Origin of the sequence: Nocardia carnea, from assembly GCF_029868855.1 — a bacterium.
Taxonomy (GTDB): domain Bacteria; phylum Actinomycetota; class Actinomycetes; order Mycobacteriales; family Mycobacteriaceae; genus Nocardia; species Nocardia carnea_A.
Genome location: NZ_JARWOV010000307.1, coordinates 1 through 24,454, shown reverse-complemented (window position 1 = coordinate 24,454; position 24,454 = coordinate 1). Strand labels below are relative to the sequence as shown.

At 66.9% G+C, this 24,454-nt stretch carries 22 protein-coding genes and 1 tRNA gene; 6 read left to right on the top strand and 17 right to left on the bottom strand.

The features are described from left to right. Positions 1–549 precede the first annotated feature (549 nt). Both QH195_RS31780 and QH195_RS31775 read left to right on the top strand, forming a co-directional pair. Positions 550–1,620, top strand: coding sequence for an ATP-binding cassette domain-containing protein (locus tag QH195_RS31780; RefSeq protein WP_280420377.1), 1,071 nt, complete (start codon positions 550–552; stop codon positions 1,618–1,620). 59 nt (positions 1,621–1,679) lie between these two features. Beyond that, complete coding sequence (locus QH195_RS31775) at positions 1,680–2,474, top strand: ABC transporter permease (protein ID WP_280420416.1); 795 nt, start codon at positions 1,680–1,682, stop codon at positions 2,472–2,474. A gap of 8 nt (positions 2,475–2,482) precedes the next feature. Here QH195_RS31775 and QH195_RS31770 read toward each other — a convergent pair whose 3' ends face one another. After that, positions 2,483–2,695, bottom strand: a complete 213-nt coding sequence (locus QH195_RS31770; protein ID WP_280420376.1) for a hypothetical protein — start codon at positions 2,693–2,695, stop codon at positions 2,483–2,485. A gap of 194 nt (positions 2,696–2,889) precedes the next feature. Here QH195_RS31770 and QH195_RS31765 point away from each other — a divergent pair, with 194 nt between their 5' ends. Then, on the top strand, positions 2,890–3,768 hold the full coding sequence (locus QH195_RS31765) for a rhomboid family intramembrane serine protease (RefSeq protein WP_280420415.1): 879 nt from the start codon (positions 2,890–2,892) through the stop codon (positions 3,766–3,768). 79 nt (positions 3,769–3,847) lie between these two features. On the opposite strand, the gene QH195_RS31760 is transcribed toward QH195_RS31765, so the two are convergent. After that, the gene (locus tag QH195_RS31760) at positions 3,848–4,309 is read right to left on the bottom strand and encodes a PH domain-containing protein (RefSeq protein ID WP_280438108.1); all 462 of its coding nucleotides are present in this window, start codon (positions 4,307–4,309) and stop codon (positions 3,848–3,850) included. Positions 4,310–4,391: 82 nt separating this feature from the next. After that, positions 4,392–4,658 (bottom strand): cell division protein CrgA, encoded by a 267-nt coding sequence (crgA, locus tag QH195_RS31755; RefSeq protein WP_280420374.1) that lies wholly within the window; start codon positions 4,656–4,658, stop codon positions 4,392–4,394. A gap of 103 nt (positions 4,659–4,761) precedes the next feature. Here crgA and QH195_RS31750 point away from each other — a divergent pair, with 103 nt between their 5' ends. Then, on the top strand, positions 4,762–5,406 hold the full coding sequence (locus QH195_RS31750; protein WP_280438107.1) for an aminodeoxychorismate/anthranilate synthase component II: 645 nt from the start codon (positions 4,762–4,764) through the stop codon (positions 5,404–5,406). Positions 5,407–5,476: 70 nt separating this feature from the next. Here the strand turns inward: QH195_RS31750 and QH195_RS31745 are convergent, their stop codons facing one another. The 8 genes from QH195_RS31745 to QH195_RS31710 all read right to left on the bottom strand — a co-directional run bounded on the left by QH195_RS31745 (position 5,477) and on the right by QH195_RS31710 (position 15,936). Next, on the bottom strand, positions 5,477–5,857 hold the full coding sequence (locus QH195_RS31745) for an inorganic diphosphatase (protein WP_280438106.1): 381 nt from the start codon (positions 5,855–5,857) through the stop codon (positions 5,477–5,479). A gap of 155 nt (positions 5,858–6,012) precedes the next feature. Then, on the bottom strand, positions 6,013–7,920 hold the full coding sequence (gene pknB / locus QH195_RS31740; protein ID WP_280438105.1) for a Stk1 family PASTA domain-containing Ser/Thr kinase: 1,908 nt from the start codon (positions 7,918–7,920) through the stop codon (positions 6,013–6,015). Beyond that, the gene (locus tag QH195_RS31735; protein WP_280420370.1) at positions 7,917–9,422 is read right to left on the bottom strand and encodes a serine/threonine-protein kinase; all 1,506 of its coding nucleotides are present in this window, start codon (positions 9,420–9,422) and stop codon (positions 7,917–7,919) included. The genes pknB and QH195_RS31735 overlap by 4 nt, the downstream gene beginning before the upstream one ends. Before the next feature lie 37 nt (positions 9,423–9,459). Continuing rightward, positions 9,460–10,926 (bottom strand): peptidoglycan D,D-transpeptidase FtsI family protein, encoded by a 1,467-nt coding sequence (locus QH195_RS31730; protein ID WP_280420369.1) that lies wholly within the window; start codon positions 10,924–10,926, stop codon positions 9,460–9,462. Next, complete coding sequence (locus tag QH195_RS31725) at positions 10,923–12,401, bottom strand: FtsW/RodA/SpoVE family cell cycle protein (protein WP_280420368.1); 1,479 nt, start codon at positions 12,399–12,401, stop codon at positions 10,923–10,925. Before QH195_RS31725 ends, QH195_RS31730 begins: the two co-directional genes overlap by 4 nt. Further along, the gene (locus QH195_RS31720; protein ID WP_280438104.1) at positions 12,401–13,891 is read right to left on the bottom strand and encodes a PP2C family protein-serine/threonine phosphatase; all 1,491 of its coding nucleotides are present in this window, start codon (positions 13,889–13,891) and stop codon (positions 12,401–12,403) included. Before QH195_RS31720 ends, QH195_RS31725 begins: the two co-directional genes overlap by 1 nt. Beyond that, the gene (locus tag QH195_RS31715; protein ID WP_033243787.1) at positions 13,888–14,355 is read right to left on the bottom strand and encodes an FHA domain-containing protein FhaB/FipA; all 468 of its coding nucleotides are present in this window, start codon (positions 14,353–14,355) and stop codon (positions 13,888–13,890) included. Before QH195_RS31715 ends, QH195_RS31720 begins: the two co-directional genes overlap by 4 nt. A 201-nt stretch (positions 14,356–14,556) precedes the next feature. Continuing rightward, entirely contained in the window at positions 14,557–15,936 is a 1,380-nt protein-coding gene (locus QH195_RS31710; protein WP_280420366.1) for a DUF3662 and FHA domain-containing protein, read from the bottom strand. 249 nt (positions 15,937–16,185) lie between these two features. Here QH195_RS31710 and QH195_RS31705 point away from each other — a divergent pair. Continuing rightward, positions 16,186–16,268: transfer RNA gene (locus QH195_RS31705), tRNA-Leu, on the top strand. 905 nt (positions 16,269–17,173) lie between these two features. Here the strand turns inward: QH195_RS31705 and QH195_RS31700 are convergent. Continuing rightward, positions 17,174–18,169, bottom strand: a complete 996-nt coding sequence (locus QH195_RS31700; RefSeq protein ID WP_280438103.1) for a stage II sporulation protein M — start codon at positions 18,167–18,169, stop codon at positions 17,174–17,176. A 148-nt stretch (positions 18,170–18,317) separates the two neighbouring features. Between QH195_RS31700 and QH195_RS31695 the strand changes: the two genes are divergently transcribed. Further along, the gene (locus QH195_RS31695) at positions 18,318–19,121 is read left to right on the top strand and encodes an RDD family protein (RefSeq protein ID WP_280438102.1); all 804 of its coding nucleotides are present in this window, start codon (positions 18,318–18,320) and stop codon (positions 19,119–19,121) included. A 29-nt stretch (positions 19,122–19,150) separates the two neighbouring features. Here QH195_RS31695 and QH195_RS31690 read toward each other — a convergent pair whose 3' ends face one another. The 5 genes from QH195_RS31690 to QH195_RS31670 all read right to left on the bottom strand — a co-directional run bounded on the left by QH195_RS31690 (position 19,151) and on the right by QH195_RS31670 (position 24,349). Beyond that, positions 19,151–20,446: a DUF58 domain-containing protein gene (locus QH195_RS31690; RefSeq protein ID WP_280438101.1), complete on the bottom strand. Its 1,296-nt coding sequence runs from the start codon at positions 20,444–20,446 to the stop codon at positions 19,151–19,153. 3 nt (positions 20,447–20,449) lie between these two features. Further along, positions 20,450–21,454, bottom strand: coding sequence for an AAA family ATPase (locus tag QH195_RS31685; RefSeq protein ID WP_280438100.1), 1,005 nt, complete (start codon positions 21,452–21,454; stop codon positions 20,450–20,452). After that, positions 21,451–22,473 carry a DUF4129 domain-containing protein gene (locus QH195_RS31680; protein WP_280438099.1) on the bottom strand — a complete coding sequence of 341 codons (1,023 nt, stop codon included), beginning with the start codon at positions 22,471–22,473 and terminating at the stop codon, positions 21,451–21,453. Before QH195_RS31680 ends, QH195_RS31685 begins: the two co-directional genes overlap by 4 nt. Beyond that, positions 22,470–23,381, bottom strand: coding sequence for a hypothetical protein (locus tag QH195_RS31675; protein ID WP_280438098.1), 912 nt, complete (start codon positions 23,379–23,381; stop codon positions 22,470–22,472). The genes QH195_RS31680 and QH195_RS31675 overlap by 4 nt, the downstream gene beginning before the upstream one ends. Positions 23,382–23,584: 203 nt before the next feature. Further along, positions 23,585–24,349, bottom strand: a complete 765-nt coding sequence (locus tag QH195_RS31670) for a hypothetical protein (RefSeq protein ID WP_280438097.1) — start codon at positions 24,347–24,349, stop codon at positions 23,585–23,587. Positions 24,350–24,454 lie beyond the last annotated feature (105 nt).

The following is a 24,454-nucleotide window of genomic DNA, read 5'->3' as shown; positions in this document are numbered from 1 at the left end:
GCGGGCGAGGTACACCGGAGGTTGTCGAAAGTGCTGCTACACCGGGTTTCCCGGCGATACCGACAGCGTCGGACCAGTCGTTCGATACGGCCGGTTGCCGCGACGCGACCGTCGAAGTTGTCGGAGGTCGATGCCACTATGCGGCTGTGCCTTCCGGTCGTGAACTCCGACACCCCGGCTGCGTCGGCGGCTTTGTGCGGATCCGAGTACCGCTGCCCGGCGAATCGGGTAGTCCGCTACGCGCGACCGGGCAGGCCGGTGCCGCGAGGATCGAAACCGGTCGTACCCCGTACCGGCTACCCCGAGCACAGTCGGGCCGGGGTACGGCCCTTTTCGTCTTCCTGCGTGGGCACCGCCGGTTCGTGTACGGACACCGCCGAACTCCGCACGCCACCGGGCAACCGGATAAATCGGATGAAAACCCCGCCGCCCGGGACAATACTGGCCCGATATACGGCCGTTCGCCGGACGCACTCAGGTCGATGGCCCCCTGTCGCCATCGGCGGATAGACCACTCCGCCCTGCACAATCACTCGAATCAGGAGAATCATGCCCGACGCAATCGTCGCCGAGGGTCTCGTCAAACATTACGGTCCCCGGGTCCGGGCCCTCGACGGCCTCGATCTGACGGTTCCCGAAGGTACGGTGACCGCGCTCCTGGGGCCGAACGGGGCCGGGAAGACCACCACCGTCCGGGTGCTCACCACCCTGCTCGTGCCCGATGCCGGGCGGGCGACGGTGGCCGGAATCGATGTGCTCGCCCAGCCGCGGGCACTACGTTCCCGGATCGGTGCGTCGGGTCAGTACGCGGCTGTCGACGAGTATCTGACCGGTTTCGAGAACCTCGAAATGGTCGGACGGCTCTATCACATGGGTACGCGGCGTAGTAAGGAACGCGCCCGTGAGCTGCTGGAACGGTTCCGGCTCAGTGACGCCGCCGATCGCCCGGTGCGCGGCTACTCCGGTGGTATGCGCCGGCGACTGGACCTGGCCGGCGCCCTGGTCGCCAACCCGCCGGTGCTGTTCCTCGACGAACCCACCACCGGACTGGATCCGCGGGCCCGGCTGGATCTGTGGGATGTCATCGAGGAACTGGTCGCCGCCGGTACCACGCTGCTGCTCACCACCCAGTACATGGAGGAGGCCGACCGGCTGGCCGATGCCATCGCGGTGATCGACCGCGGCCAGGTGATCGCCCGCGGTACGGCCGACGAATTGAAGAGCATGGTCGGCGGCGACCGGATCGAACTGACGGTCGACCATATCGACAACCTCGCGGTCGCGCAGCAGGCGCTGAGCCCGTTGGCCGACGGGGAAATCCACCTCGAGCCCGGCCTGCGTCGCGTGGTGGTGCCGGTGAGCGATGGGTCGCAGGCATTGGTGGCCGCCATCGGCCGGCTCACCGAGCAGGGAGTGAAAATTCAGGACGTCGGGTTACGTCGCCCTTCGCTCGACGATGTCTTCCTCTCGCTCACCGGTCACGAGGCCGGCGAACCGAGCGAGACGGCGGCGGACTCCGGCGACCGGGCCGGCCGGAAAGACTCCGGTTCCCCCGACTCGGCGGCCGACGCGTCGCGAAATACCGGCGAATTCGAAGTCATGGAAGGAAAGAGCAGATGACCGCGGTGGCAACGGCCGGCGCTCCGGCGGAATCACTCGGTTTGGGCGAGCGACTGTCCATGGTGGTGAGCGACAGCCTCACCGTCACCAAACGCAATGTGATCAAAATAAAGCGAGTGCCCGATGTGCTCATCTTCAGCACGCTCTCGCCGATCATGTTCGTACTGTTGTTCGCCTATATCTTCGGCACCGCGATCAAGATCCCGGGCCTCGAGGGCGGCTATCGGGAATTCCTCATCGCGGGCATCTTCGTGCAGACCGTCGTGTTCGGGTCCACGTTCACCGGCCTCAGCCTCGCCGAGGATATGCAGAAGGGCATCATCGACCGCTTCCGCTCGCTACCGATGGCCCCGTCCTCGGTGCTGATCGGGCGCACCGTCAGCGATGTGGTGATCAATGTGGTGAGTCTGGTGGTCATGTCGCTCACCGGCCTGGTGGTCGGCTGGCGGATCCGCGGATCGCTACTGGACGCGGTGCTGGCCTATGCGCTCCTGCTGCTGTTCGCCTACGCGATCTCGTGGATCATGGCGGTGGTGGGCCTGCTGGTGCACACGCCCGAGGTGTTCAACAATGCGAGCTTCATGGTGATCTTCCCGCTCACCTTCCTGGCCAATACCTTCGTACCGCTGCAGGATCTGCCGACACCGTTGCGGATCTTCGCCGAATGGAACCCGGTATCAGCGCTGGCCCAGGCTACTCGCGACCTGTTCGGTAACTCCTCGCCGCTCGTCGACGAGTCGAACGCGTGGTCCCTGCAGCACCCGGTGGCGACGACGCTGATCTGGGTCGTGATCATCCTGGCGGTCTTCGTCCCGCTGGCATTGCGCCAGTACCGCAAGACCGTCAGCCGCTGACGGCGCGATCAGCTCTCGGTGGGTGCTGCGGCCCCGTTCGTGGTGGCCGCGGCGGTACCGGTGCGGGTCTGGCCGATACGCGGCGGAGCGGGAGCCGGCTCGGGTGGCTGTGGACGTTTGCTGCGCACCAGCCACGCGGTACCGCCTGCCGCGGCTACCGCGGCGGCGGCGAGCAGCCGATAGCGCGAACGACCGGACGGACGCAGTGGGTTCGAGCTCATGGCTCAACTCTGGCACAGCCGCGCGTTCGGCGCAGACCAGCAGGTCAGCGGGCTGCCCGGCGGTGCCGGGGAGTCCGCGGACCGGCACTGGACAAAAGGAGCACATGGCACGATGGGTTGGTGAGCGCGACACGCCGTACCGGCCCGGTAGTACCCGGCCGGATAATTCAGCCGTCCTCGGACCGGGATTCCCGGTGAACCCGCAGCAGCCCTCGCCGCCGGCCCAGGTGTGCGTACGGCATACCGACCGCCCTACCGGCCTCTCCTGTACTCGCTGCGGCCGGCCTGCGTGCCCGGAGTGCTTGCGTCCCGCCTCGGTCGGTCAGCACTGTGTCGATTGTGTCCAGGCCGGCCGGCGCAGTACACCCAAGGTTCGCACCGCATCGGGGGCGGTGGCCACGCGTACAGCCACACCGTTCGTCACCTATGTCCTGATCGCCCTCAACGTGGTGGTGTACGCGATCACCGCCGCGCAGTCGCGCAGCCTGATGGCGAATGAGCAGGGGTCGGCCCTGTTCATCGACTGGGTCATGTATCCACCGGCGGTCGCCGGCGGGGAATGGTTCCGTGTGCTGGGGTCGGGCTTTCTGCACTACGGCCTGATCCACCTGCTGCTGAATATGTTCGCGCTCTATGTCGTCGGACGGGATATCGAACTGGTCCTCGGCCGGGCACGCTATCTGGCGGTATATCTGATCTCGTTGCTCGGCGGTTCGGCCGCGGTGATGCTGCTGGCGCAGGACAATCTGACCGCCGGCGCCTCCGGGGCGGTCTACGGCCTGTTCGGAGCCATCACGGTGATACTCGTCCGGCTGCGGCAGAATCCGAACAGCATGTTGATCCTGATCGGGATCAATGTGTTCATCAGTTTCTCCTTGCCCGGTATCTCGCTGTGGGGTCATCTCGGTGGACTGGCCGCGGGCACACTCGCGACGCTGGGCGTGATGTTCCTGCCCGGGTGGCTGCGGGCCCGGACTCCGGAGCAGGCGCGGATGGTCGGTGTGGTGGCGCTGGTGGTTCTGGCGTTGGCCGCATCGGCGGTGATCGGCGTCGCTGCGGCGTCGCTGCCCTGAACTCCGGGTGGCCACCACCGATGTTTTACGTGAAACATGGCTGAATCGAGACCGGGTGTCCCGGCGCCGGGTTCAGCCGTCAGCGGGCCGATTCGCCGCGCAGACGCAGCTCCGAACGAAGTGTTTCGTAGACGTCTTCCGGGCTTGTACCCAGATCCCACCGGCCGAAGATCAGCAGTCGTTCGGTGCCCAGGTGGTCGACATCGATTTCCAGCATGGGAGATTGGCGGCCGAGGCGGCGATATCCCACGATCCGTGCCCGCAGAATTCGGTCCCGGGTGTATTCGGTGGCGCCGGTGAGCCCGCGCAGTACCAGCCGTGGCTGCTCGCCCGGTACGACCGACAACCTCGGTCGTTGCCGGATACCCAAAGCGGCCAGGGCCAGGAGCACCACGGCCGCGACACCGAGCAAGAACTTGCCGGGCACTTCGGTGGTCAGCAGCGCCGCGACCGCGAGAATCACACCCCCGATGGCGACCGCGATCAGCGCCGGCAGCGGAGTCGACCAGGCGAGGCGTGGTTGTGTGCTCTCGGGCTGCACGCGGTGTTCCCCAATCCGTCTCGAGAGTTATCCACAGGGCTATCCACAGGTGTGCATTAATTACACCCGTGTAATCCCCTGGTCAGCGCCACCGCATGGTCATGATGAGCCCGATCACCATCAGCCCGAATCCGATGAGGAAGTTCCAGGCGTTGAGATCACTCATCCAGCTGATCTGATCGGCCGCCAGGTAGTAGACCAGCAGCCAGACCAGCCCGGCCAGCATGAAGCCGAGCATGATGGTGACGTACCAGACGGGCGATGGACCCGCTGCTTTCACCTTCACCGGCGTGCGGCTGGCGGGGTTGAGCGTGTAGTCGGTCTTCTTGCGGACCTTCGACTTGGGCATGATGTCCTCGTGTTCAGCGTGCAGGTCGTGTTCCAAGGCTATCCCACCAGGTGATCAGGGGGGATGTCCCCATATCCCACGATCGGCCACGTAGTCTTTGTGCATGCGAGTTCTGGTCGTCGACAACTACGACAGCTTCGTGTTCAACCTGGTCCAGTACCTGGGTCAGCTCGGCGTCGAGGCGGTTGTCTGGCGCAACGACGATCCCGAACTCGCCGATACCGAAGCTGTTGCCCGCGATTTCGACGGGATCCTCATCAGCCCCGGCCCCGGTACACCGGAACGCGCGGGCAAGAGCATGGCGCTCGTGCGCTCGTGCGCGGAGCATTCCACCCCGTTGCTGGGCGTCTGCCTCGGCCACCAGGCGATCGGCGCGGCCTTCGGTGCCACGGTGACCCGGGCCCCCGAACTGCTGCACGGTAAGACCAGTTCGGTATTCCATATCGGCACGGGTGTCCTGGCCGGTTTGCCCGATCCGTTCACCGCGACCCGATACCATTCGCTGACCGTTGTCGAGAGCACCTTGCCGGCCGGTTTCGATGTGATCGGGCGTACCGAGAGCGGCATCGTCATGGCGCTGCGGCATCACGAACTGCCGATTCACGGTGTGCAGTTCCATCCGGAATCGGTGCTGACCCAGGGTGGTCACCGGATGCTCGCGAACTGGCTGGAAGTCTGTGGCGAGCGGCCCGCCGAGGGACTTGTGGAGATGCTCGAGGCGGAAGTCGCGGGACTTTCGGTCCACTGAGACCGATTTCTAGCACTGGCCGAGTCTTCTGCGGGGTGACCTTATGGTCTCGTCAAGGGCAACGGCAGGGTCAGTGCCGGATGACGGTGTAATGCCCAGCAGTCTCCTGGAACTCGACGGCTGCGGCGATAGCCGCGTCGTCGAGAGTTGTGGCGGGGTCGGGAACGACGACGAGTTTGTCGTCATCGTCGTGGAGTCGGTGGATGATCGCGATGCAGATGCCGTGTGCCGAGGTCATCGGTTCGGAAGAGCCCAGGTAGTAGGCGTCGAGCTCCTCGCCGTCGGGCGCGCGTGTGCCGGGGACGTAGCCGTAGTTGGCCAGGTAGGGGAATCCACAGGTCGGGTGGCGGCTCCCGTAGGGCCGGTCGATGATGAGGTCGACGGATCGACCGAGGAACGGCCGCGCAAGTCGCAGCGATTCGGATTCCTCGGTCGAACCTGGGCTGGTCATCGTCGCAGACTATCGGGCGCGCTGGAAGATTACGCGGCTGCTCGGCCCAGGGGTGCGACGTCCGTCGCCATACGCTTCCCCGCAGCACGCAGGCCCCTCACCGCAGTGGTGAGGGGCCTGCCGACATTCGTTCATCCGGATCCGACCGGCAGATATCAGGGTGGGCCGAGCGGTAGGACACCCGTGTTGACGGTGACCGTCGTCGACGAGGGCACGGTGGTACCGGCGGACGGCTGCTGGCTGAGCACCTTGCCGGCCTGATCGGAGTTCAGCGTGATCTGGGTGATCTGGCGCACCTGATTGACGCTGCCCTGCCAGCCACTTTCTCGGAGCGTGTCCACGACCTCACCCGCGGTGAGACCGACGAGGTTCGGCATGGCGATCCGATCGCTCTGCGCTACCTGCACGGTGATCGTCGATCCTTTGTCGGCGTTCGAACCGCCGGCCGGGCTGGTGGAGAGCACCTCGCCGCGTGGCCGCGCGGACTGCACCTCGCGGATCTCGATCTTGAACCCTGCGCCCTCCAGATTCGGCTGGGCACGGTCGATCAACTGGCCGACGACATCAGGTACGAACACCTGCTCCGGTCCGGAACCGAGGGTCAGGGTGACCTGACTACCCGCGTCCAGTTCGAACCCCGGGGACGGGTCCTGGGCGATCACCTTGTCCTTGTCCTCGGGACTGGAAGGTCCGCGCTTCACGTCCGGATGGACCTGCAGCCCGGCATTGGTGAGCTCCTGCGTGGCTTCCTGCTGGCTCAGCCCGACGACCTGGGGGATCGGCACCTGCTGCGGGCCGGTGGAGACCTGCATGGTGATCGTGCTGCCCTCATCGGCCCGGGATCCGCCGAGCGGTTGGGTCGCGATGACGTTCCCGGCACTGATCCGGCCGTCCGGCTTCTCCTGGATAGCGACATCGAAGCCGAGCGAATCCAGTTTCGTCTCCGCTTCACTGGCCGAGAGGTTCGACAGATCCGGTACCGCGACCTGATCCGGGCGGCTACCGGGGCCGAGCAGCATCCAGAAGAGACCGAAGGCCACGGCCACCACGGCCACCACGCCGGCGGCGATATAGGCACGGCGGCGATTACCACCGGATCCGTCGCCGTAGTCGTCGTCGATATCGTCGTCGTCCAAGCGGTGATAGCCGCGCGCCGAGGGGTCCGCCGGGCCCAGCATGGTGGTGCGGTCCTCGTCGGTCATCACCATCGGCGCCCCGGGCTTCTGGCCGCCCAGCACCCGGATCAGATCGGCGCGCATCTCTGCCGCGCTCTGATAACGGTTCGCCGGATTCTTGGCCATGGCCTCGAGCACCACGGAATCCAGCTCCCGCGGTACACCGTCGTGTACCAGCGAAGGCAGCCGCGGATCCTCGCGCACATGCTGATAGGCGACCGCAACCGGGGAATCACCGGTGAACGGCGGCTCCCCGGTGAGGATTTCGAACAGGACGCAACCGACCGAATAGACGTCCGACCGCGCATCCACGGTTTCGCCGCGGGCCTGCTCCGGCGACAGATACTGGGCGGTGCCGATCACCGCCGCGGTCGCGGTCATCGGGTTGGCGGCGTCGGCGATCGCCCGCGCGATACCGAAATCCATCACCTTCACCGCGCCCGCGCGATTGATCATGATGTTGGCCGGCTTCATATCCCGGTGCACAATCCCGGCCTGATGGCTGAAATCGAGCGCCGCGCATACATCGGCGATGACTTCCATCGCCCGGCGCGGCGGCACGGGGCCCTCGTTGCGCACGATATCGCGCAACGTATCGCCGTCCACGTACTCCATCACGATGAACGGCAGCGGCCCGCCGTCCACCTCGGCCTCACCGGTGTCGTACACCGCCACGATCGCGGGATGGTTCAGAGCGGCCGCGTTCTGGGCTTCACGTTTGAAACGCAGGTAGAACGTGGGGTCGCGCGCCAGATCGGCCCGCAGCACCTTGATCGCGACATCGCGGTTGAGCCGGAGGTCGCGTGCCCGGTGGACCTCGGACATCCCACCGAATCCGATGATCTCGCCCAGCTCGTAGCGAGAGGAGAGATTCTTCGGGGTCGTCATGGCTGTCCTTGATGGTGGCTCGGCACGTCGGGAGAGCTGTCGTCGTCACGGGAGCGGTTGCCGATCTCCGGCAGTTCGATGTCCGGTACCGGGAAAGGCCGCGTAGTGGTGGCCGTTTCCTCGCTGCCCGTCGATTCCGTGGTGGTCGGCGGGGCGGTGGTGGTCTCGGTGGTGGTGGTCGGCGGCTGCGTCGTCGTGGTGGTCGGCGCAGGCGGCTGGGTGGTTGTGGTCGCCGGGGGCTGGGTGGTGGTGTATTCCTGTGTCGGAGTCCAGACCGGCGGTTCGGTGACCTCGTAGGTGGTGGTCACCGGCGGCGGCGCCGGCCGCGTGGTCGGGACCGTCGACGAGGTCTCGGTCGGGGTGCCCGCAGGATTGGTATCGCCGCCGAAGAGCAGCCACAGCACCGCCCCACCGAGCAGCAGCGCACCGATACCCAGCGCGATCATCCACTTCTGGTTTTTCCCCAGACCTCCGCCACCACCGGCATCGTCGCGGTATTCGGCCGGATCGACCTCGTGTGCGCCGTGATGGTCCATTACCGTTGCCGGTCCGGCCATGGCGGTGGCCGGAGTGGTGTAGCGAACGGTCGCCGGATCGTCGTAACCCGGCTGCGGCGCCGGGATGAGGCTGGTGGGACCGGCCGCGGCCAGATTGCGGGGTGGAGGTGGCCGCCGGCCCGACCGCACCGCCGCGACGGCCTCGGCGAATTCGCCGCCGTCGCTGTAACGCTGGTTCGGGTCCTTGGCCAGGGTCACCTCGACGAGTTCGCGCACATTCGGCGGGAGGTCGGTCGGCATCGGCGGCGGTACATCGCGCACATGTTTCATCGCGACGGTGAGGGCGCCGTCACCGGTGAAGGGGCGTTGACCGGCAAGCGCCTCGTAGCCGACCACACCCAGCGAGTACACGTCGCTGGCCGCCGTGGCGTCCTCACCGACCGCCTGTTCCGGCGCGATGTACTGGGCGGTGCCCATCACCATCCCGGTTTTGGTGACCGGCGAGGCATCGACCGCCTTCGCGATACCGAAATCGGTGATCTTCACCTGCCCGGTGGGAGTGACCAGGATATTTCCCGGTTTCACGTCGCGGTGCACCACACCGGCCCGATGCGCGACCTGCAGGGCACGGCCGGTCTGCTCCAGCAGATCCAGACCCTGTACGACCGACAACCGGCCGAGCCGGTTCAGTACGGTGTTGAGCGGTTCGCCCTGCACCAGCTCCATCACCAGGTAGGCGGTTTCCCCGCCCTGCGGATCGTAGGTTTCGCCGTAGTCGTAGATTCCGGCGATACCGGGATGGTTGAGCTGCGCGGTGGTCTTGGCCTCGGTGCGGAACCGGTGCCGGAACGTGGGATCGGCGGAGAACTCCGATTTGAGCACCTTCACCGCCACCCGGCGATCGAGCCGGGTGTCCAGGGCTTCCCAGACCTGACCCATCCCACCGGTGGCGATCAGGCGCTGCAGCCGGTAGCGGTCCGCGATCATCGCGCCGTTTGTCAGCATCGGGTTCCCCGCAGATTCACTCGCATATCCATCTCGTTCAGCGACCTCGCAGACCGGCGTCCAATACCGCGCGGGCAACCGGCGCGGCGACCGACCCACCGGTTGCCGCCAGCGCGCGGTCGCCGCCGTTCTCCACGATGACCGCGATGGCGATCTTCGGGTTCTCGGCCGGCGCGAACGCTATATACCAGGCGTGCGGTGGTGTGTTGCGTGGATCGGCGCCGTGTTCGGCAGTGCCGGTCTTGGAAGCGATCCGATAAGCCGACCCGCCGCTACCCGCGGTGTTCTCCTCGGAGGCGACCATCAGATCGGTCAGCGTAGACGCTACATCGGCGCTCACGGCCTGCCCCACGGACACCGGTTCGGTGGTGGACAGCTCACTCAGGTCCGGGTTCTGCAATTGGTCGACCAGATACGGTTCCATCCGCACGCCGCCGTTGGCCACCGTAGCCGCGATCACGGCATTGTCGAGTGGTGTGAGCGCCACATCACGCTGGCCGATACTGCTCTGCGCCAGCGCCGCGTCGTCGGGGATATTGCCGATGGTGCTCTCGGCGACCGGCATCGGGATCCCGCGATGCGGGCCGATACCGAACGCGGCCGCCTCGTCTTCCAACGCCGCCGCGCCGACATCCACACCGAGTTCGACGAACGCGGTGTTGCAGGACCGGCGGAACGCCTCGTGCAGGGTCGCGGTGGCACCGGAACCGCAGTTGGTGCCGTTGTAGTTCTCCAGGGTGGTACTGGTTCCGGGCAGGGTGATGTTCGGCGCCGCGGTGAACTGGGACTGCGGGTTGGCGACCCCGTTCGACAGCGCGGCCGCGGTAACCACGACCTTGAAGGTGGATCCCGGCGGGTAGGTCTGCGAGATCGCCCGGTTGAGCATCGGCTGGTTCTCGTCGGCGCTGAGACTCTCCCAGGCCTGGGTGCCCTGGGCGCCGTCGTGCCCGGACAGCAGGTTCGGGTCGTAGCTGGGCGTGGACACCATGGTCAGAATCTTGCCCGTACTGGGTTCGATGGCCACAACCGAGCCGGTGTAGCCCTTGCTGGTGAGTTCGTTGTAGGCCACCTGCTGCATCATCGGGTCGATGGTGGTGACGACATTGCCGCCGCGGGGGTCACGCCCGGAGACCAGATCGACCAGCCGGCTGCCGAACAGTTGCGCATCCGAACCGTTGAGGACCGGATCCTCCGCCCGTTCGAGGCCGGTGCTGCCGTACTGCATCGAATAGAAGCCGGTGACCGGCGCGAAGGCGGCCGGATCGGTGGGGTAGACGCGCAAATACTTGTATCGGTCGTCGGTTTCGACGGAACTGGCGAGTACGGCGCCGCCCGCGGAGATCTGCCCGCGCTGCCGGGAGTATTCGTCGAGCAGCACCCGGGAGTTGCGTGGATCGGCGCGGTAGTCGTCGGCCTTGATCACCTGGATGTACGTGGCATTGAGCAGCAGGGCCACGATCATCGCCATGACCGCCATGGCCACTCGGCGTAACGGTGTGTTCATCGCTGCTGACCCCCTTGCCGTCGTGACACCATCACCGTCTGCGCCTCCGCCAGCGGTGCGGGCGCCGGCTCTCGGCGCCTGGCCGGGGCGGGTGCGCGCGCCGCGTCGGAGATCTTGATGAGCAGGGCCAGGAGAATATAGTTCGCGAGCAGGGAGGAACCGCCGTAGGAAACGAACGGCGTGGTGAGACCGGTGAGCGGGATCAGTTTCGTCACTCCGCCGACGACCACGAAGATCTGGATGGCGAGGGTGAACGCCAGCCCGGCCGCGAGCAGTTTTCCGAAGCTGTCGCGGATTGCCAGGGCGGTCCGCATTCCGCGCAGGATGAGCATCAGGAACAGGAGCAGTACGGCGGTCAGGCCGATGAGCCCGAGTTCCTCGCCGATGGTGGTGACGACGAAATCGGTTTTCGCGAACGGCACCTGCGACGGCCGGCCGCTGCCCAGACCGGTACCCGCCAGCCCGCCCGTGGCCAGGCCGAACAGTGACTGCACGATCTGGTAACCGGTGTTGTTGTAGTCCTCGAAGGGGTGCAGCCAGGTCTCCACCCGGACCCGGACATGCCCGAACATCTGGTAGGCGAAGAAGAATCCGACCATGAGCAGGCCGCCGCCGATCAGCAGCCAGCCCACCCGCTCGGTGGCGATGTAGAGCATCACCAGCACGGTGCCGAAAATGAGCAGTGAGGTCCCGAGATCCTTCTCGAAGACCAGTACGCCGATACAGACGATCCAGACGGCGAGGATCGGGCCCAGGTCCCGGGCCCGCGGAAACTCCATCCCGAGGAAATGCCGGCCGGCCGCGGTGAAGAGTTCCCGTTTGGAGACGAGAACCGAGGCGAAGAAGATGATCAGCAGGATCTTTGCGAACTCACCGGGTTGCAGGCTCACACCGGGCAGCCGGATCCAAATCTTGGCGCCGTTGACCTCGGAGAACGAACTGGGCAGCAGTGCCGGAATCGCCAGCGCGACCAATCCCACGAGTCCGAGCGTGTAGGAGTATTTGGCCAGGGTCCGGTAATCGCGCAACACCACCAGGATTCCCACGAACAGCATGATCCCCAGTGCGGTCCACAGAATCTGCGAATTCGCGTCGGGTGAGGGGATATCCCAGGAGTTGTAGGCGGCGGTCTGCTGGTCGGCGAGGTCCAGCCGGTGGATGAGCACCAGGCCGAGTCCGTTGAGCAGCGCCACGATCGGCAGCAGCAGCGGGTCGGTGTAGGGCGCGAATCGTCGTACTGCCAGGTGCGCGACGGCGAAAAGCCCCAGATACGCCAGTCCGTACTTCGCGATATCCCACGTCAGGGACTGTTCCTGGCTGGCTTCCACCAGAAACAACGCCGCCGTGGTGATGAACGCGGCGAAACCGAGCAGTAGGAGCTCGGTATTGCGCCGCGACGTCGGTGGCGGCGTTGCCGCGAAACCGCCCGGGGGACTCGGGAAAGCCCCGGCGGACGGTGCTGCCGGTGCGGACATCAGTCCGTCACCCGGCAGTTCTCCCCCGGCGTCTGGGGCACAGCGGTGGTGGTCGGCGCCGGCGCGGAGGTGGTCGGCGGCGCCGGCGGTGCCGGATTCTCACCGTTGGGGCCGGGTGCTTGCGTGGCGGGCGCCGGCGGAGCTGCTTCGGTGGGCATGGGCGGAGCCGGTGTGGCCGGCGGTGCCGGAGTGGTGGTCACAACGCCGGGTTGGGCGGCGGAACCGTTCTTCTTGCACACCGGCAGCAATTCGCGGTCGGCCAGGACGCTCATCTGTTCCCGGGCCTTCTCCAGCGTGCCCGGCGGCAGGCCGCGCTCGACCTGATCACGTCCGGTCTGTTCGAGATCGCTGACCTTCAGGGGAAGGCAGCCCGCGGGGAAGGGAGCTCCGTTGTCGGCGAGGGTGAGCTCACCCTTGGCGGTGACGCAGCCGACCAGGTTCACCTCATGGATGGAATAGCCCAGGATCGACCCCGGCAGGCCCTGCATGACCACGACGCTGTCGTTGTCCGCGCCCACGTAGTAGTTCGACCGGATCATCTTGTAGCCGACGACCAGCCCGACGACGACGGCGAACACCAGCGCCACCGCGAGCAGTAACCATCGCAGTTTGTGTGATTTCTTCGGCGGCGGCTCGGGCTCGGTCGCGGTACGGCGTGGGGCGGCGGCCGGGGGTCGCATGGCGGCGGCGCGGCCGGCGGCGGTATTCGGCGGCGGGTTGTCCTCGGCTTCTCCGGAGGCGGCGCCGGCGACGATCGGATGGCTCTGGCCGTAGTCGAGATCGATCACATCTGCCACGACGACGGTGACATTGTCCGGGCCACCGCTGCGCAGCGCCAGTTCGATGAGTCGATCGGCGCATTCGTCGGTACTGCCTTCGCGCATGGTGTTGGCGATGGTTTCGTCGCTCACCACATCGGAGAGACCGTCCGAGCACAGCAGATAGCGGTCCCCGGCGCGCGCCTCCCGCATGACCAGCGTGGGCTCGATCTCGTTGCCGGTGAGGGCCCGCATGATCAGCGATCGCTGGGGATGGGTATGCGCCTGTTCCGGGGTGATCCGGCCCTCGTCGACCAGCGATTGGACGAAGGTGTCGTCGCGGGTGATCTGGGCGAGTTCGCCGTCGCGCAGCAGATAGGCCCGCGAATCGCCGATATGGACCATGCCGAGCTTTTTGCCCGCGAACAGGATCGCGGTGAGCGTGGTGCCCATCCCGTCCAGTTCGGGTTCTTCCTCGACCTGTTCGGCGATCGCGGAATTGCCGGCATGGGTGGCCCGGTTCAATTTGCCCAGCAGGTCTTCGCCGGGCTCGTCGTCGTCCAGATGCGCCAGTGCGGCGATCATCAGTTGTGACGCGACTTCACCGGCGGCATGCCCGCCCATACCGTCGGCGAGCGCCAACAGCCGGGCACCCGCATAGACGGAATCTTCGTTGTTTGCGCGGACCAGGCCGCGGTCGCTGCGCGCTGCGTAGCGGAGAACAAGTGTCACGATCGGAGCTCGATCACTGTCTTGCCGACCCGGACAGGTGTGCCGAGCGGAACGCGGACTGCGGTGGTGACTTTGGCGCGATCGAGGTAGGTACCATTGGTCGAGCCGAGGTCTTCGACGTACCAGTCGTCACCGCGTAGGGACAGCCGGGCATGTCGGGTTGAGGCGTAATCGTCGGTAAGGACCAGCGTCGAATCGTCCGCACGGCCGATCAAAACCGGTTGGGTACCCAGGGTTATACGGGTACCGGCAAGAGAACCTTGAGTCACCACAAGATATTTGGCGCCCTTCTGGCCTCGGCGCATCGACGGCAGTACCGCGGAACCGCGCGGTCCCCGGTTCTGGAGCCGTATGCCGGAGGCCGCGTAGATATCGCTGCGGAGGGTACGCAGGATTGCCCACACGAACAGCCACAGCAGCAGGAGGAACCCGGCACGGGTCAACTGCAGAACCAATCCCTGCACGGCGCTCCACCTCCTGTTCGACCGTGTGCCGGTGCCGTCGGAGTGGTGTACCCACCCCTTGGCCGTGCTCGTCCCGGCGGCCCGCCTTGCGGCGCCGCGCGTGTGTCGGCACATCATAGGACCGTCGGACGAGACCGATCACGATTGGACCGCCCTATTATGCGAGAGCCGTCCCGTGATCCGCACGGCGAGCCTACGGCATCAGACAATACGGATGAGGATCTCGGAATGCCCGGCACGGATCACGTCGCCGTCGGCCAACTGCCAGTCCTGGACCGGTGAACCGTTGACGAGGGTTCCATTGGTGGAGCCGAGATCGGAGAGCATCGCGGTCTGGCCGTCCCAGCGCACCTCGATATGGCGGCGGGAGACACCGGTGTCCGGCAGCCGGAAATGGGCATCCTGACCGCGGCCGATGATATTGCTGCCTTCCCGGAGTTGGTAGGTGCGGCCGCTGCCGTCGTCGAGCGCCAGCGTGGCGGAGAAACCGGGGCCGGCCGCCGGTGCGTACCCGCCCTGGGCGCCGTAGGGGGCCTGCTGGGCAGCGCCCTGCGGATATGCCTGGGCACCTTGCTGCGCGTAGCCCTGCTGGTCGTAACCCTGGTCGTAGCCGGGCTGCTGGGCATACCCCTGCTGGTCGTAGCCGCCCTGGTCGTAACCGGGCTGTGCGTAACCCTGCTGGTCGTAACCACCCTGTTGGGCGTAGCCCTGCTGGTCGTAGCCCTGGTCGTAGCCGGGCTGTCCCTGGTATCCCTGGTCGTAACCGGGCTGCTGGGCATACCCCTGCTGGTCGTAACCCGGTTGCTGGGCGTATCCGCCCTGGTCGTAGCCGGGCTGTGCGTAGCCCTGCTGGTCGTAGCCCTGGTCGTAGCCGGGCTGCTGGGCATATCCGCCCTGGTCGTAACCCGGCTGACCGCCGTAACCCTGCTGGTCGTAGGGGGCGCCGCCCTGCTGGTATTCGTAGCCGTTCTGATAATCGGGGGCGCCGTTGTACTGCGCGCCGGGACCGTAGTCCTCGGGGTACGCGCCGTTCTGCGGCCCGCGTCCCGCGGGTCCGGGAGCGTACCCGCGATTGCGTGGATCGGACTCCGCGTGCTCACGGCTCGGGTCGTAGCCAGAGTTCTGCGTCATGGGGCCAGCTCCTGGTTGCGGGTTAGCGGGTCGTTGTAGCGGTTCCGGGCGGTGAGCCGAGGCAGCTCCACGGCCGGCATCGGGGTCGACGCGGCCGCTCGTCCTGAACATTCCGGTGTGCAGCGTAGGGGATGCCTCGAAGACCACGTGTACTTCGCCGTAGGTCTGCCATCCTTGTTCACGGATGTAATCCTGCAGATGTTTGGCGAAAGCGCGGGTCGTGAGGTCGTGATCGGCATCGAATTGCCGGTGGTCCGACGAGTTGATCGTGATCACATAGCTGTTGGGTGCGAGCAGATGCCCGCCGCCGAGATCTTGGACACTGTCGGCGGCCTCACGCTGCAGCGCGGCCTCGACCTCCTGCGGAACCACGTTCCCGCCGAAGACCCGGGCAAAGACATCACCGACGGCGCCCTGGAGGCGGCGCTCGAATCTCGAGACGATCCCCATCTGGGCCCTCCCTTCGGTGAGTCTCTCCTCATTCTTTACGACGACACGCGAATGCGGCGTGTCGTTCTACGAGCACGTTCTCTGCATGATATCCACGATCGGCTATACCTGTAACTACCGCAACGGCGACGGAGTTCCCCACGCGCGTGAACTGGCCTGGAAATACACCTCACAGCCCGGTCCGGCAACCCTGTGACCACGTGATTTCGTCTCGCGGTCGTCTCCGTGCTAGTGTCTGATCCGTCGCTCGGGCGAGTGGCGGAATGGCAGACGCGCTGGCTTCAGGTGCCAGTGTCCTTCGGGACGTGGGGGTTCAAGTCCCCCTTCGCCCACTGAAAGCCGTGGACCAGGGTCCACGGCTTTTTCGTTTCCGGTCGACTGTTCGGGCCGGAATCCGGCCGCCCGGTGACGGGTCCTGCATACGAACCCGCTCTCGGCAGCGCGGCCGGTCGAAGTCCGTGTGCCGCAGTCGCTGGTTCGCCGCGCCTTTCTATAACGCAGCCCGATCCTGCGGCCGGAGATGGGCGGGGTTGCCCCGAGAAGGGATTCGCGTGTGCTGTGAGCCGCCACGCCCGGTCGTATGCCCGAATGAGACCAAGGTCACACAACCAATTTTCGGTTGCGGCGCCACTGCTGAGGCTTGCCTTATTCGGCACCGCTGGTGACCCAGTTCACGTCCTGGAACCACCCTGGTTAACAATGCGCTGGTCTTCATAGTGGGTGAATACGGGTTCGGCGAAGGTTTGAGGGGAATAAACCAACTTGGAGTTTCTTTTCCCTCTGTGACCGACTCTGGGACTGTGTTAATCCTTCGCGAATGCCCTGGTCGCCGTTGGATTGGCCGAGTTAACGGCGGTTCGGACCGTGGTTGCCGCGAGCCGCTTTCCGGTTGCGTGTAACCCCGGTAACGGATATGCCCGTGACCAGTAAAAACCAAATGTACTTGCAAATGAAAGCACCGTTGTAAGGCCGTGTGTGCATGCTGGAAGTTAGCTGGGGTGGGGTCCCGCGGGGGTTGTCTGACGGTTTGCTGGGTTCGGACTTATACCTGTGACCTCTTACGCAGTGGGTTGCGTAGGCATAACGATTGTGTAGAGTCGACGGTAACGCTGGCCGCAGCTAGAGCGGCGACTCGCTGCGGCCAGCGGAATTCAATCGGGGGAATTCGCACTGATCAACGAATCCGCGTTGCTGTCACCTCACAAAGCGGTGCCCGGCGCTGTGTGCTCGGCGTTGTCTATTCGTAGGCCCGATGTCCACCGGCGGTCGGCAGGACGGCAATGGACTCGATTTCGGCGCTCGCCCTACGGCCGGCGGTGAAGATGTAGGCGAGGAACAGTGCCTCGGCGAGCAGGCCGCAAGCGATCCGAACGGGTGTGGGCAATGCGCTCGGCGTGACAAAACCTTCGAGCAGGCCCGCTACCAGGAGCGTAGGTACCAAGCCCAGGGCGATTGTGGCGGTGGTGCGGCCCTGCCTGGCCACCGCTTCGGCCCGGCTCGCGCGTCCGGGATCGACGAGGGTCCAGCCGAGTTGGAGGCCGGCACCACCGGCGATGAAAATCGCTGTCAACTCCAGCATTCCGTGCGGAAGCAGGAAAGCGAACAGGGAATCGAGCCGGCCGGCATCTGCCATGAGTCCGGCAGTCACGCCGATATTCAGCGCGTTCATGAACAGTAGGTACAGCACCGGCAGGATCAGGATGCCGAGGAACAGGGCCAGTGCGGACACCCAGGCATTGTTGGTCCAGACCAATGCGGCGAAGGCGTCGTTCGGATGCTCGGTGTAATACGTTTCGAAGGCACCGCCGGGCGCGGTGAGTGCTCTGGTGTCCTCTTGCAGCCCAAGGGTTCTGCGCGCCGAGGGAGCCACCGAAATCCATGTCGTGAAGCCCGCCACCACAGCGAGGAATACGACGGCCACGGCGAGCCACCACCCGAAGGCCCGATAGACCGCGGCCGGGAACCGGTGGGTGAAGAATCGCCCGATCTCGAGAAAGGTGTCGGGCGAGCTCCCGACGATCCTGCCGCGGGCCCGCGCCAGTACGGCGCTCAAACCGGCGACGAGTTCCGGTTCCGGACTGTGCGTCTGCAACCGTGCCAGCTGCTGGGACGTCTGCCGGTAGAGCCGCACCAGTTCATCGGCCTCGGCGCCGGACAGGCCACGCCGGCCGGCCAGGTAGTTCAGCCTGGCCCAGGCTCGGCGATGCCTTGTGCTGTAGGCGTCCACATCCATCGGCTCATCTCCCGCTCCGCCGTCCTGCCACTGCGCACCGGCCCGGCGAACCGCGCAGACCGAGGGTGCCCCGGTGCACCGGCGGTGTACCCCCGCGTTCGGCGAAGCCGGTTACGAGCCGGGTCGCCATGAAAGAATGCTATGCGATATGGCTGAATTCACGACGGGCGAAGCGGTGGCGCTCGAACTGCCGGTCGCCCGTATTCCGACCCGCGCCGCGGCATTCGTTCTCGATCTGATTCTGCAGATCGTGCTCGGGATCCTGCTGCTCACCCTGGTGATGCTCGTGACGCGCGGGGACGACAGCAGCCCCTGGTCCGCCACTCTGATGCTGGTTTCGCTGGTCACCGTGCTGGTCGGCTACCCCGTGATCTGGGAAACCGTGCTGCGCGGTGCGACACCGGGCAAACTTGCTCTCGGTTTACGCGTGGTGCGCGCCGACGGCGGCCCCGTGGATTTTCGCCATGCACTCACCCGCGGCCTGACCGGTGCGATCGTCGATTTCTGGATGCTCGGACTCTTCGGCCTCATCGCGGTGGCGAGTTCGGTGTGCTCACCCCACGCGCGCCGGGTGGGAGATGTCCTGGCGGGAACGGTGGTCGTGCATATTCGGCAGCAACTGTCCCTGCCGGCGCTGGCTGTACCCCCGGCCTGGCTCACCGGATGGTCGGCCGGACTCGATCTCACCGGGTTGCCCGAGGATCTGGCGCTGGCGGTGCGTCAGTATCTGACCCGCGTCGACTCCCTCACCCCGGGCGCGCAGTACGAGATCGGACAGGCGCTCGTTTCGGCTGTTTGCGCACGGCTGCGGGTCGCGGCCCCGGCGGGGTATCCGCCTGTACAGATTCTCGGGAGCGTAATCGCCGAACGGCAGCGGCGTTCGCTACCCGCCTTCCCGGCTCCACCGCTGATGTATGCGTCGTCGCAGGCGCCGGTTGCATGGTCACGATGAGGTGCGTTGCAACGACGAGTGTGCCGGAATCACAGGGCCGCAGACTGTTTGAGCTCCAGATACTCGTCCGCCAGCGCACCCGGCAGGTCGGGTCCCGCTGCGGCGATGACGGCGATCCCCATCCTGCGCAACGATTCCTGTAGTACCGCCTGCTCGGCGAGCCGGGACTCGGCGGCGGCCGCCCGGTACAGAGCGCGCAGATCGGTGCGGTCGGCGGCCGCGGCGGCGATCTCCGGATCGGTGACCGAGACGATCAGCACCCGGTGGCGCTCGGCCAGCACCGGCAGTACCGGGAGCAGGTTTTCCGTGACCGCCGCAGTGTCCAGTCCGGTGAACCAGACGATGAGACTGCGTCGGCGGGCCCGGCGGAGGGCGGCCCGCGCCAGGCCCTCGGAATCGGTATCGACCAAAACGGGAGTGACGCCGGCCAGCGCATGCATGAGTTTCGGTTGCACACCGCGCCCGACTCCGGCACGTACCTCGGCGCGTACTTCGCGGTCGTAGGCGAGCAGACCGACCATATCGCCGCCCGCGGCGGCCAGACTGCCCAGCAGCAGGGCCGCCTCGATCGCGTTGTCGAGGCGCGTACCGGCGCCCACGCGGGCAGCGCTGATCCGGCCGGTGTCCAGCAGCATCAGCAGCTGCCGGTTGCGTTCCGGGCGCCAGGTGCGCACCAGCACATCCGTGGCCCGCGCGGTCGCGCGCCAGTCGATGGTGCGGACATCGTCGCCCGGCACATATTCGCGGAACGAATCGAATTCGGTGCCCTGGCCGCGTAGATCCGCCAGATTTCGGCCTTCCAGCTGTCGCAGCCGCTTGACCTTGCCCCCGAGTAGCCGTTCGCTGCGGAAGGGCGGCAACGCCCGGACCCGCGCCGGTACCACTCGCCGGAACTGGTGACCGGCCAGCCCAAGCGGGCCGAACAGGCGCACGGTGACCGGGCCGGCGGCGCGATCACCGCGGCGGGTGGGTGTGAGAGTGGTGTGCACGCGGACGCGATGGCCGGGTGCGAGGTCCAGCCGGTGTTCCCGGTCGGCGGCCCCGGCGCTTCCGGGCCAGTCGTCCCACAGCCGGCCACGAACCGCGCGGGGGCCCGTATTGGTTATCGCGAGCTCGATCTCGGTCGCGGCGCCGAGCCGCAGAACCGTCAGCTCCGTTCGTTCCAGCACCACGTCCGCGCTGCCGGCGGTGAGAGCACGATCGGTCGCGGCCAGTGCGCACAGCAGTGCGGTCGTCAACAGGACACCGAACCACGACGGTGAAACCACCGTGACGAATACCGCCGCCGCGACCGCGATCCCGAACAGCCGGCCCGTGACGACCACGGGCTACACCGGAACCGGGACGGATTGCAGCAGGCCGGCCAGCACCTGCTCGCCGGTGATCCCGTCGATCTCGGCCTCGGGACGCATATGCAGCCGGTGCCGCAGTACGGCCACCGCGACAGTTTTCACATCGTCCGGTGTCACGAAACTCCGGCCGTTCAACCAGGCCAATGCTCTGGCGGCGGCCATGAGGGAGGTAGCGCCGCGAGTGGAGGCGCCGTGTGCGACGGCTGCGGCTGTCCGGGTGGCACGGCAGAGGTCGACTATGTAGGCGAGTACTTCGGGACGGATCCCTACCCCCGCGATCGCGGCGCGGGCCGCGGCGATATGTGCGGGACCGGCCACCGGGCGTAACCCGGCGGCGGCCAGGTCACGCGGATCGAAACCCTCGGCGTGTCGCTGTAGGACTCGGAATTCGTCGTCTCGTTCGGGCAGCTGGATATCCACTTTGAACAGGAAACGGTCCAGCTGCGCCTCGGGCAGCGGGTAGGTGCCCTCCTGCTCGATCGGGTTCTGCGTGGCGACCACCACGAAGGGGTCGGGCAGGGTGCGGGGTTGTCCGTCGACCGAGACCTGACGTTCCTCCATCGATTCCAGGAGCGCGGACTGGGTTTTCGGCGGTGTGCGGTTGATCTCGTCGGCCAGCAGCAGGTTGGTGAAGACGGGGCCGTTGCGGAAGGTGAATTCGGCGGAATGCGGGTCGTAGATCTGTGAGCCGGTGACATCGCCGGGCATCAGGTCGGGAGTGAACTGGACCCGGCTGTGCTGCAGGTCCAGGGCGGTGGCCAGCGCCCGGACCAGCAGCGTTTTTGCCACGCCGGGGACGCCCTCGAGCAATACGTGGCCGCGGCACAGCAGGGCGAGCACGAGGTACATGACCGCGTTGTCGTTGCCCACGACCGCCTTTCCGATTTCGGTGCGCAGGGCGGCGAAAGCGGCCGCGGCCTCACCTGCAGTGGGCGCTGCCGGACCCCCTACGCCGGCCTTGGTGGTGTCGATACTGGTCATCCGACCTCCGCTTCGATCCATTCGAGTTGCGCGGCAACGAGTTCCAGGCTCGATGCATCCGGTACGTGTCCGTAGAGTGCCGAGCCGACGGTGCCCGGGTCGGACCCGATTCTGGTGGCGACCGCGGCGACCAGGGCATCCGGGGATATACCGGCGTCGACGCCGAGGGCACGGCGCAGGCGGCGCAGTGTGGCGGCCCGCAGAATGTTCGCGATATGCGCGTGGTCGCCGGAGCGGCGGTAGAGGCCGGCCTGCCCGGCGAGAAGTTCGCCGGCGGACACCTCCACCGGCCGCGGTTCGGTGACCACCGCACCGCGGCGCCGCGCCCGCCACCACACGAGCACGACGCCCGCTATCAGGAATTGCAGGAGGCCGAAGACCAGCCAGGGAGGTCCGCTGGAGAAGACGGAATCGTCACCGGTCGGGCGGGGGAGGTCGGGATCGTAGTCATCCGGTGGATCGATCGGCGGGGTTTCCGGAGGTTGTGGTGCGCTGGGACCGCTGCAGCCCTGCGCTACTCCGTAGAGCACCAGCAGCACGACCGCCAGGGCCGCCAGCGCAGCCCAGAACCGGGGATCGCGCACCATCGCGGGTAGCTCCGGGCTACCCCGCCGCGGCCGCGATCTACGCCCGGCGACCTCGTCATCCACCGTTTCGGCCACCGGGGGCGGCGCCGCGGCGGAGAACTGATCGGCGCGGGCCAGCCGATGGTATTCGTCCGCCGCTGCGGGGCGGCCGCCGTAGACGACCTCGTCGAAGGCCCCGGCGGCCGGGAGGATTTCGCCGGAGAGCTCGGGCGGTAGTGCCGCCGCGGCCTCGTGGGAGGTCTCGCGGGCAGTGCGGGAACGACGCACTTCGAGTACGCCGTGCTGTTCCAGTCCGCGCAGCACCGCACGGAATCGCTCGCGCAGCGCGGTGTCGTAATCACCCTGTGCCGCGGCGTGTTCGGCGGCGGTGCGGTGAGTGTCCGCGGCATCGAGATGCGGCCGGTCCGGGGCGGCGCGGTGCGGATCGGTCACTGCTGACCTCGGCTCGCGCCGGGGACTTCGATATCCATGCCCTCACGCCGGCACCGCAGGTCGAGATAGCCGACCACCCGGGCACTGGATTCCACGATCTCGGTGACGGCCGCCAGCAGCAGTCCGGTGCCGGTCAGCAGGACGAGGAAGGGCCAGCGATGTGTGCCGGAGATATCGCTGACGAACAGCGCGAGGCCCAGTAGCGGCGCCGTCAGCACCGTGAACACCAGTTGGCGGCAGATCCAGACACCGGTCCGCTGCATCCGCAGGGCGCCGGTGAGCTGCCCTGCACGCCCGAGTGCCGCACGGGCGGTGGTCTGCTCGGCGAAAAGCACAGGTACCGCCACCAGATGCCGCGCCCGCAACCACGCCAGACCGAACCAGCAGAAAGGGTAGACGAGCAGGAACCAGACGACGCCGAGGAAACCGAGCGGGAAGAACAGCACGCTGGGCGCGAGTACGGCGAAACCGATGGCGGTGAACGAGACCTGGGTCAGCAGCAGCGGACCCAGGCGTTCCCCGGTCTGCCGCAAGGCCGTCCGAACACCGATCGGAGCGCCGGCCGCGCGGGCGAGGCCCGTGGTCACGGTGACCCCGCGCAATACGGTCCGGATGATCCAGGCGACTGTGAGGGTGGCGCACAGCGCCGCGAGGGCGGTGCCGTCGTCGGATCCATCGGTGAGGTGGGAGACGAGTCCGATGAACGCCGCCACCATCGACGCACCGGCCACCAGTAGCGGCCCGGCGCATCCCGCCGTGACCCGGATATCGGACTGCAGCAGCGCGAACGGCTCGTCGAGCAATTCCCGGAAACTCAGCGGACGGATCGGCACCGTCGCTTTCCGGGCCCGGTGTTCCGGATCTGCTCCCGCCCCGACGGAGCCGGCCGTATGGGCGGCAGGCTGCACGCGGCCGAGTCTAACGGGTAGGGGAGGGCTGGGTTCCGGTGCTGATTCGGCCGCGCCGTGTCTTCGGCCGATAGCCGTTCGATAAACCTTCCATCGGAACGCCGATGGAAGGTATGCGCCCGCAGGGGTCATCGATCCCGATACCGGTTCCTGGGCGGGTGCGATGGCCGATTGCGGATCGGTCGGCTGTCGGCCGGTGCCGGTCAGCTGCCTGGAGGTAGTTCGCGCGGCTTGCGTCCGTCCGGTAGTTCACCGGCTGTCCGGCCCGGCAAAGCAGCGCCGGTGACGGGTTCCAGACGGGTTGTCGCCGAGACGATCGCGTCGGGGTCCAGAGTCAGTTCGGCGTCCACGATCGACTCTCGGTCCGAGGAGGTCCCGCGGGGCCGGCCGTATCCGGGTCGTGACTCGGCCACTGTGCCGTCGATCGTGACGTTGCGCGTTCGGCGGAGGGTGAAAGTGATCTCCTCGGCTTCGCTGAGGACGTGCCGGGCGGTACGCAGTGGCCGGCTCGCGGTATCGAGGGCGTCTTCGATCGCCGCACTGACGAAACCTGGTACCAGCGGGCCGATCCAGCGGGCGGCGGTATCGGTGAACGGAACCGTGCCGACCAGCGGGAGTTCCAGGCCGCGGGACGGTCGCGCGGGGCTCTTGTCGAGCGGGACCGGCAGATCGGAGCCTGTCGCGACCGGCAGTGCCGATCGGCCGGCCGGTGAGCCGGTGGATTCGGGGGTGCGCTCGGTGACCCCTATCTCCAGCCCGCCGAGGGCGGCGATCACGCGGGTCCGCTGGCGTTCCCGGTCGATTGCGGTATCGGCCTCGGCTTCCAGGCGGACGGCGGCCAGCTGCCGGTCGGCCTGCACGGCGGCGGTTTCGGCGCGGACTTCTGCCTCTTTCTCCGCGATCGCCACATCGGCGGCACGTTCGGCGCGGTCGCGTTCCGCCGCGGCCGCGCGCCGCCGCACCTGCATGGTTTACCCCCGCCACCCGCGCAGGATCAGCGGAAGTTGGGCCAGCAGGTCGAATACCCCCCAGGTGGGCAGTCGCAACAGGAGTGCGCCGGCCGGGGCGGGGGT

Bases quoted from the DNA above. Each gene is read 5' to 3' on its own strand.
- QH195_RS31780 (WP_280420377.1), top strand. From the start codon at position 550: ATGCCCGACGCAATCGTCGCCGAGGGTCTCGTCAAACATTACGGTCCC.
- QH195_RS31775 (WP_280420416.1), top strand. From the start codon at position 1,680: ATGGTGGTGAGCGACAGCCTCACCGTCACCAAACGCAATGTGATCAAA.
- QH195_RS31770 (WP_280420376.1), bottom strand. From the start codon at position 2,695: ATGAGCTCGAACCCACTGCGTCCGTCCGGTCGTTCGCGCTATCGGCTG.
- crgA (WP_280420374.1), bottom strand. From the start codon at position 4,658: ATGCCCAAGTCGAAGGTCCGCAAGAAGACCGACTACACGCTCAACCCC.
- QH195_RS31750 (WP_280438107.1), top strand. From the start codon at position 4,762: ATGCGAGTTCTGGTCGTCGACAACTACGACAGCTTCGTGTTCAACCTG.
- QH195_RS31745 (WP_280438106.1), bottom strand. From the start codon at position 5,857: ATGACCAGCCCAGGTTCGACCGAGGAATCCGAATCGCTGCGACTTGCG.
- pknB (WP_280438105.1), bottom strand. From the start codon at position 7,920: ATGACGACCCCGAAGAATCTCTCCTCTCGCTACGAGCTGGGCGAGATC.
- QH195_RS31735 (WP_280420370.1), bottom strand. From the start codon at position 9,422: ATGCTGACAAACGGCGCGATGATCGCGGACCGCTACCGGCTGCAGCGC.
- QH195_RS31730 (WP_280420369.1), bottom strand. From the start codon at position 10,926: ATGAACACACCGTTACGCCGAGTGGCCATGGCGGTCATGGCGATGATC.
- QH195_RS31725 (WP_280420368.1), bottom strand. From the start codon at position 12,401: ATGTCCGCACCGGCAGCACCGTCCGCCGGGGCTTTCCCGAGTCCCCCG.
- QH195_RS31710 (WP_280420366.1), bottom strand. From the start codon at position 15,936: ATGGGGATCGTCTCGAGATTCGAGCGCCGCCTCCAGGGCGCCGTCGGT.
- QH195_RS31700 (WP_280438103.1), bottom strand. From the start codon at position 18,169: ATGGATGTGGACGCCTACAGCACAAGGCATCGCCGAGCCTGGGCCAGG.
- QH195_RS31695 (WP_280438102.1), top strand. From the start codon at position 18,318: ATGGCTGAATTCACGACGGGCGAAGCGGTGGCGCTCGAACTGCCGGTC.
- QH195_RS31685 (WP_280438100.1), bottom strand. From the start codon at position 21,454: ATGACCAGTATCGACACCACCAAGGCCGGCGTAGGGGGTCCGGCAGCG.
- QH195_RS31670 (WP_280438097.1), bottom strand. From the start codon at position 24,349: ATGCAGGTGCGGCGGCGCGCGGCCGCGGCGGAACGCGACCGCGCCGAA.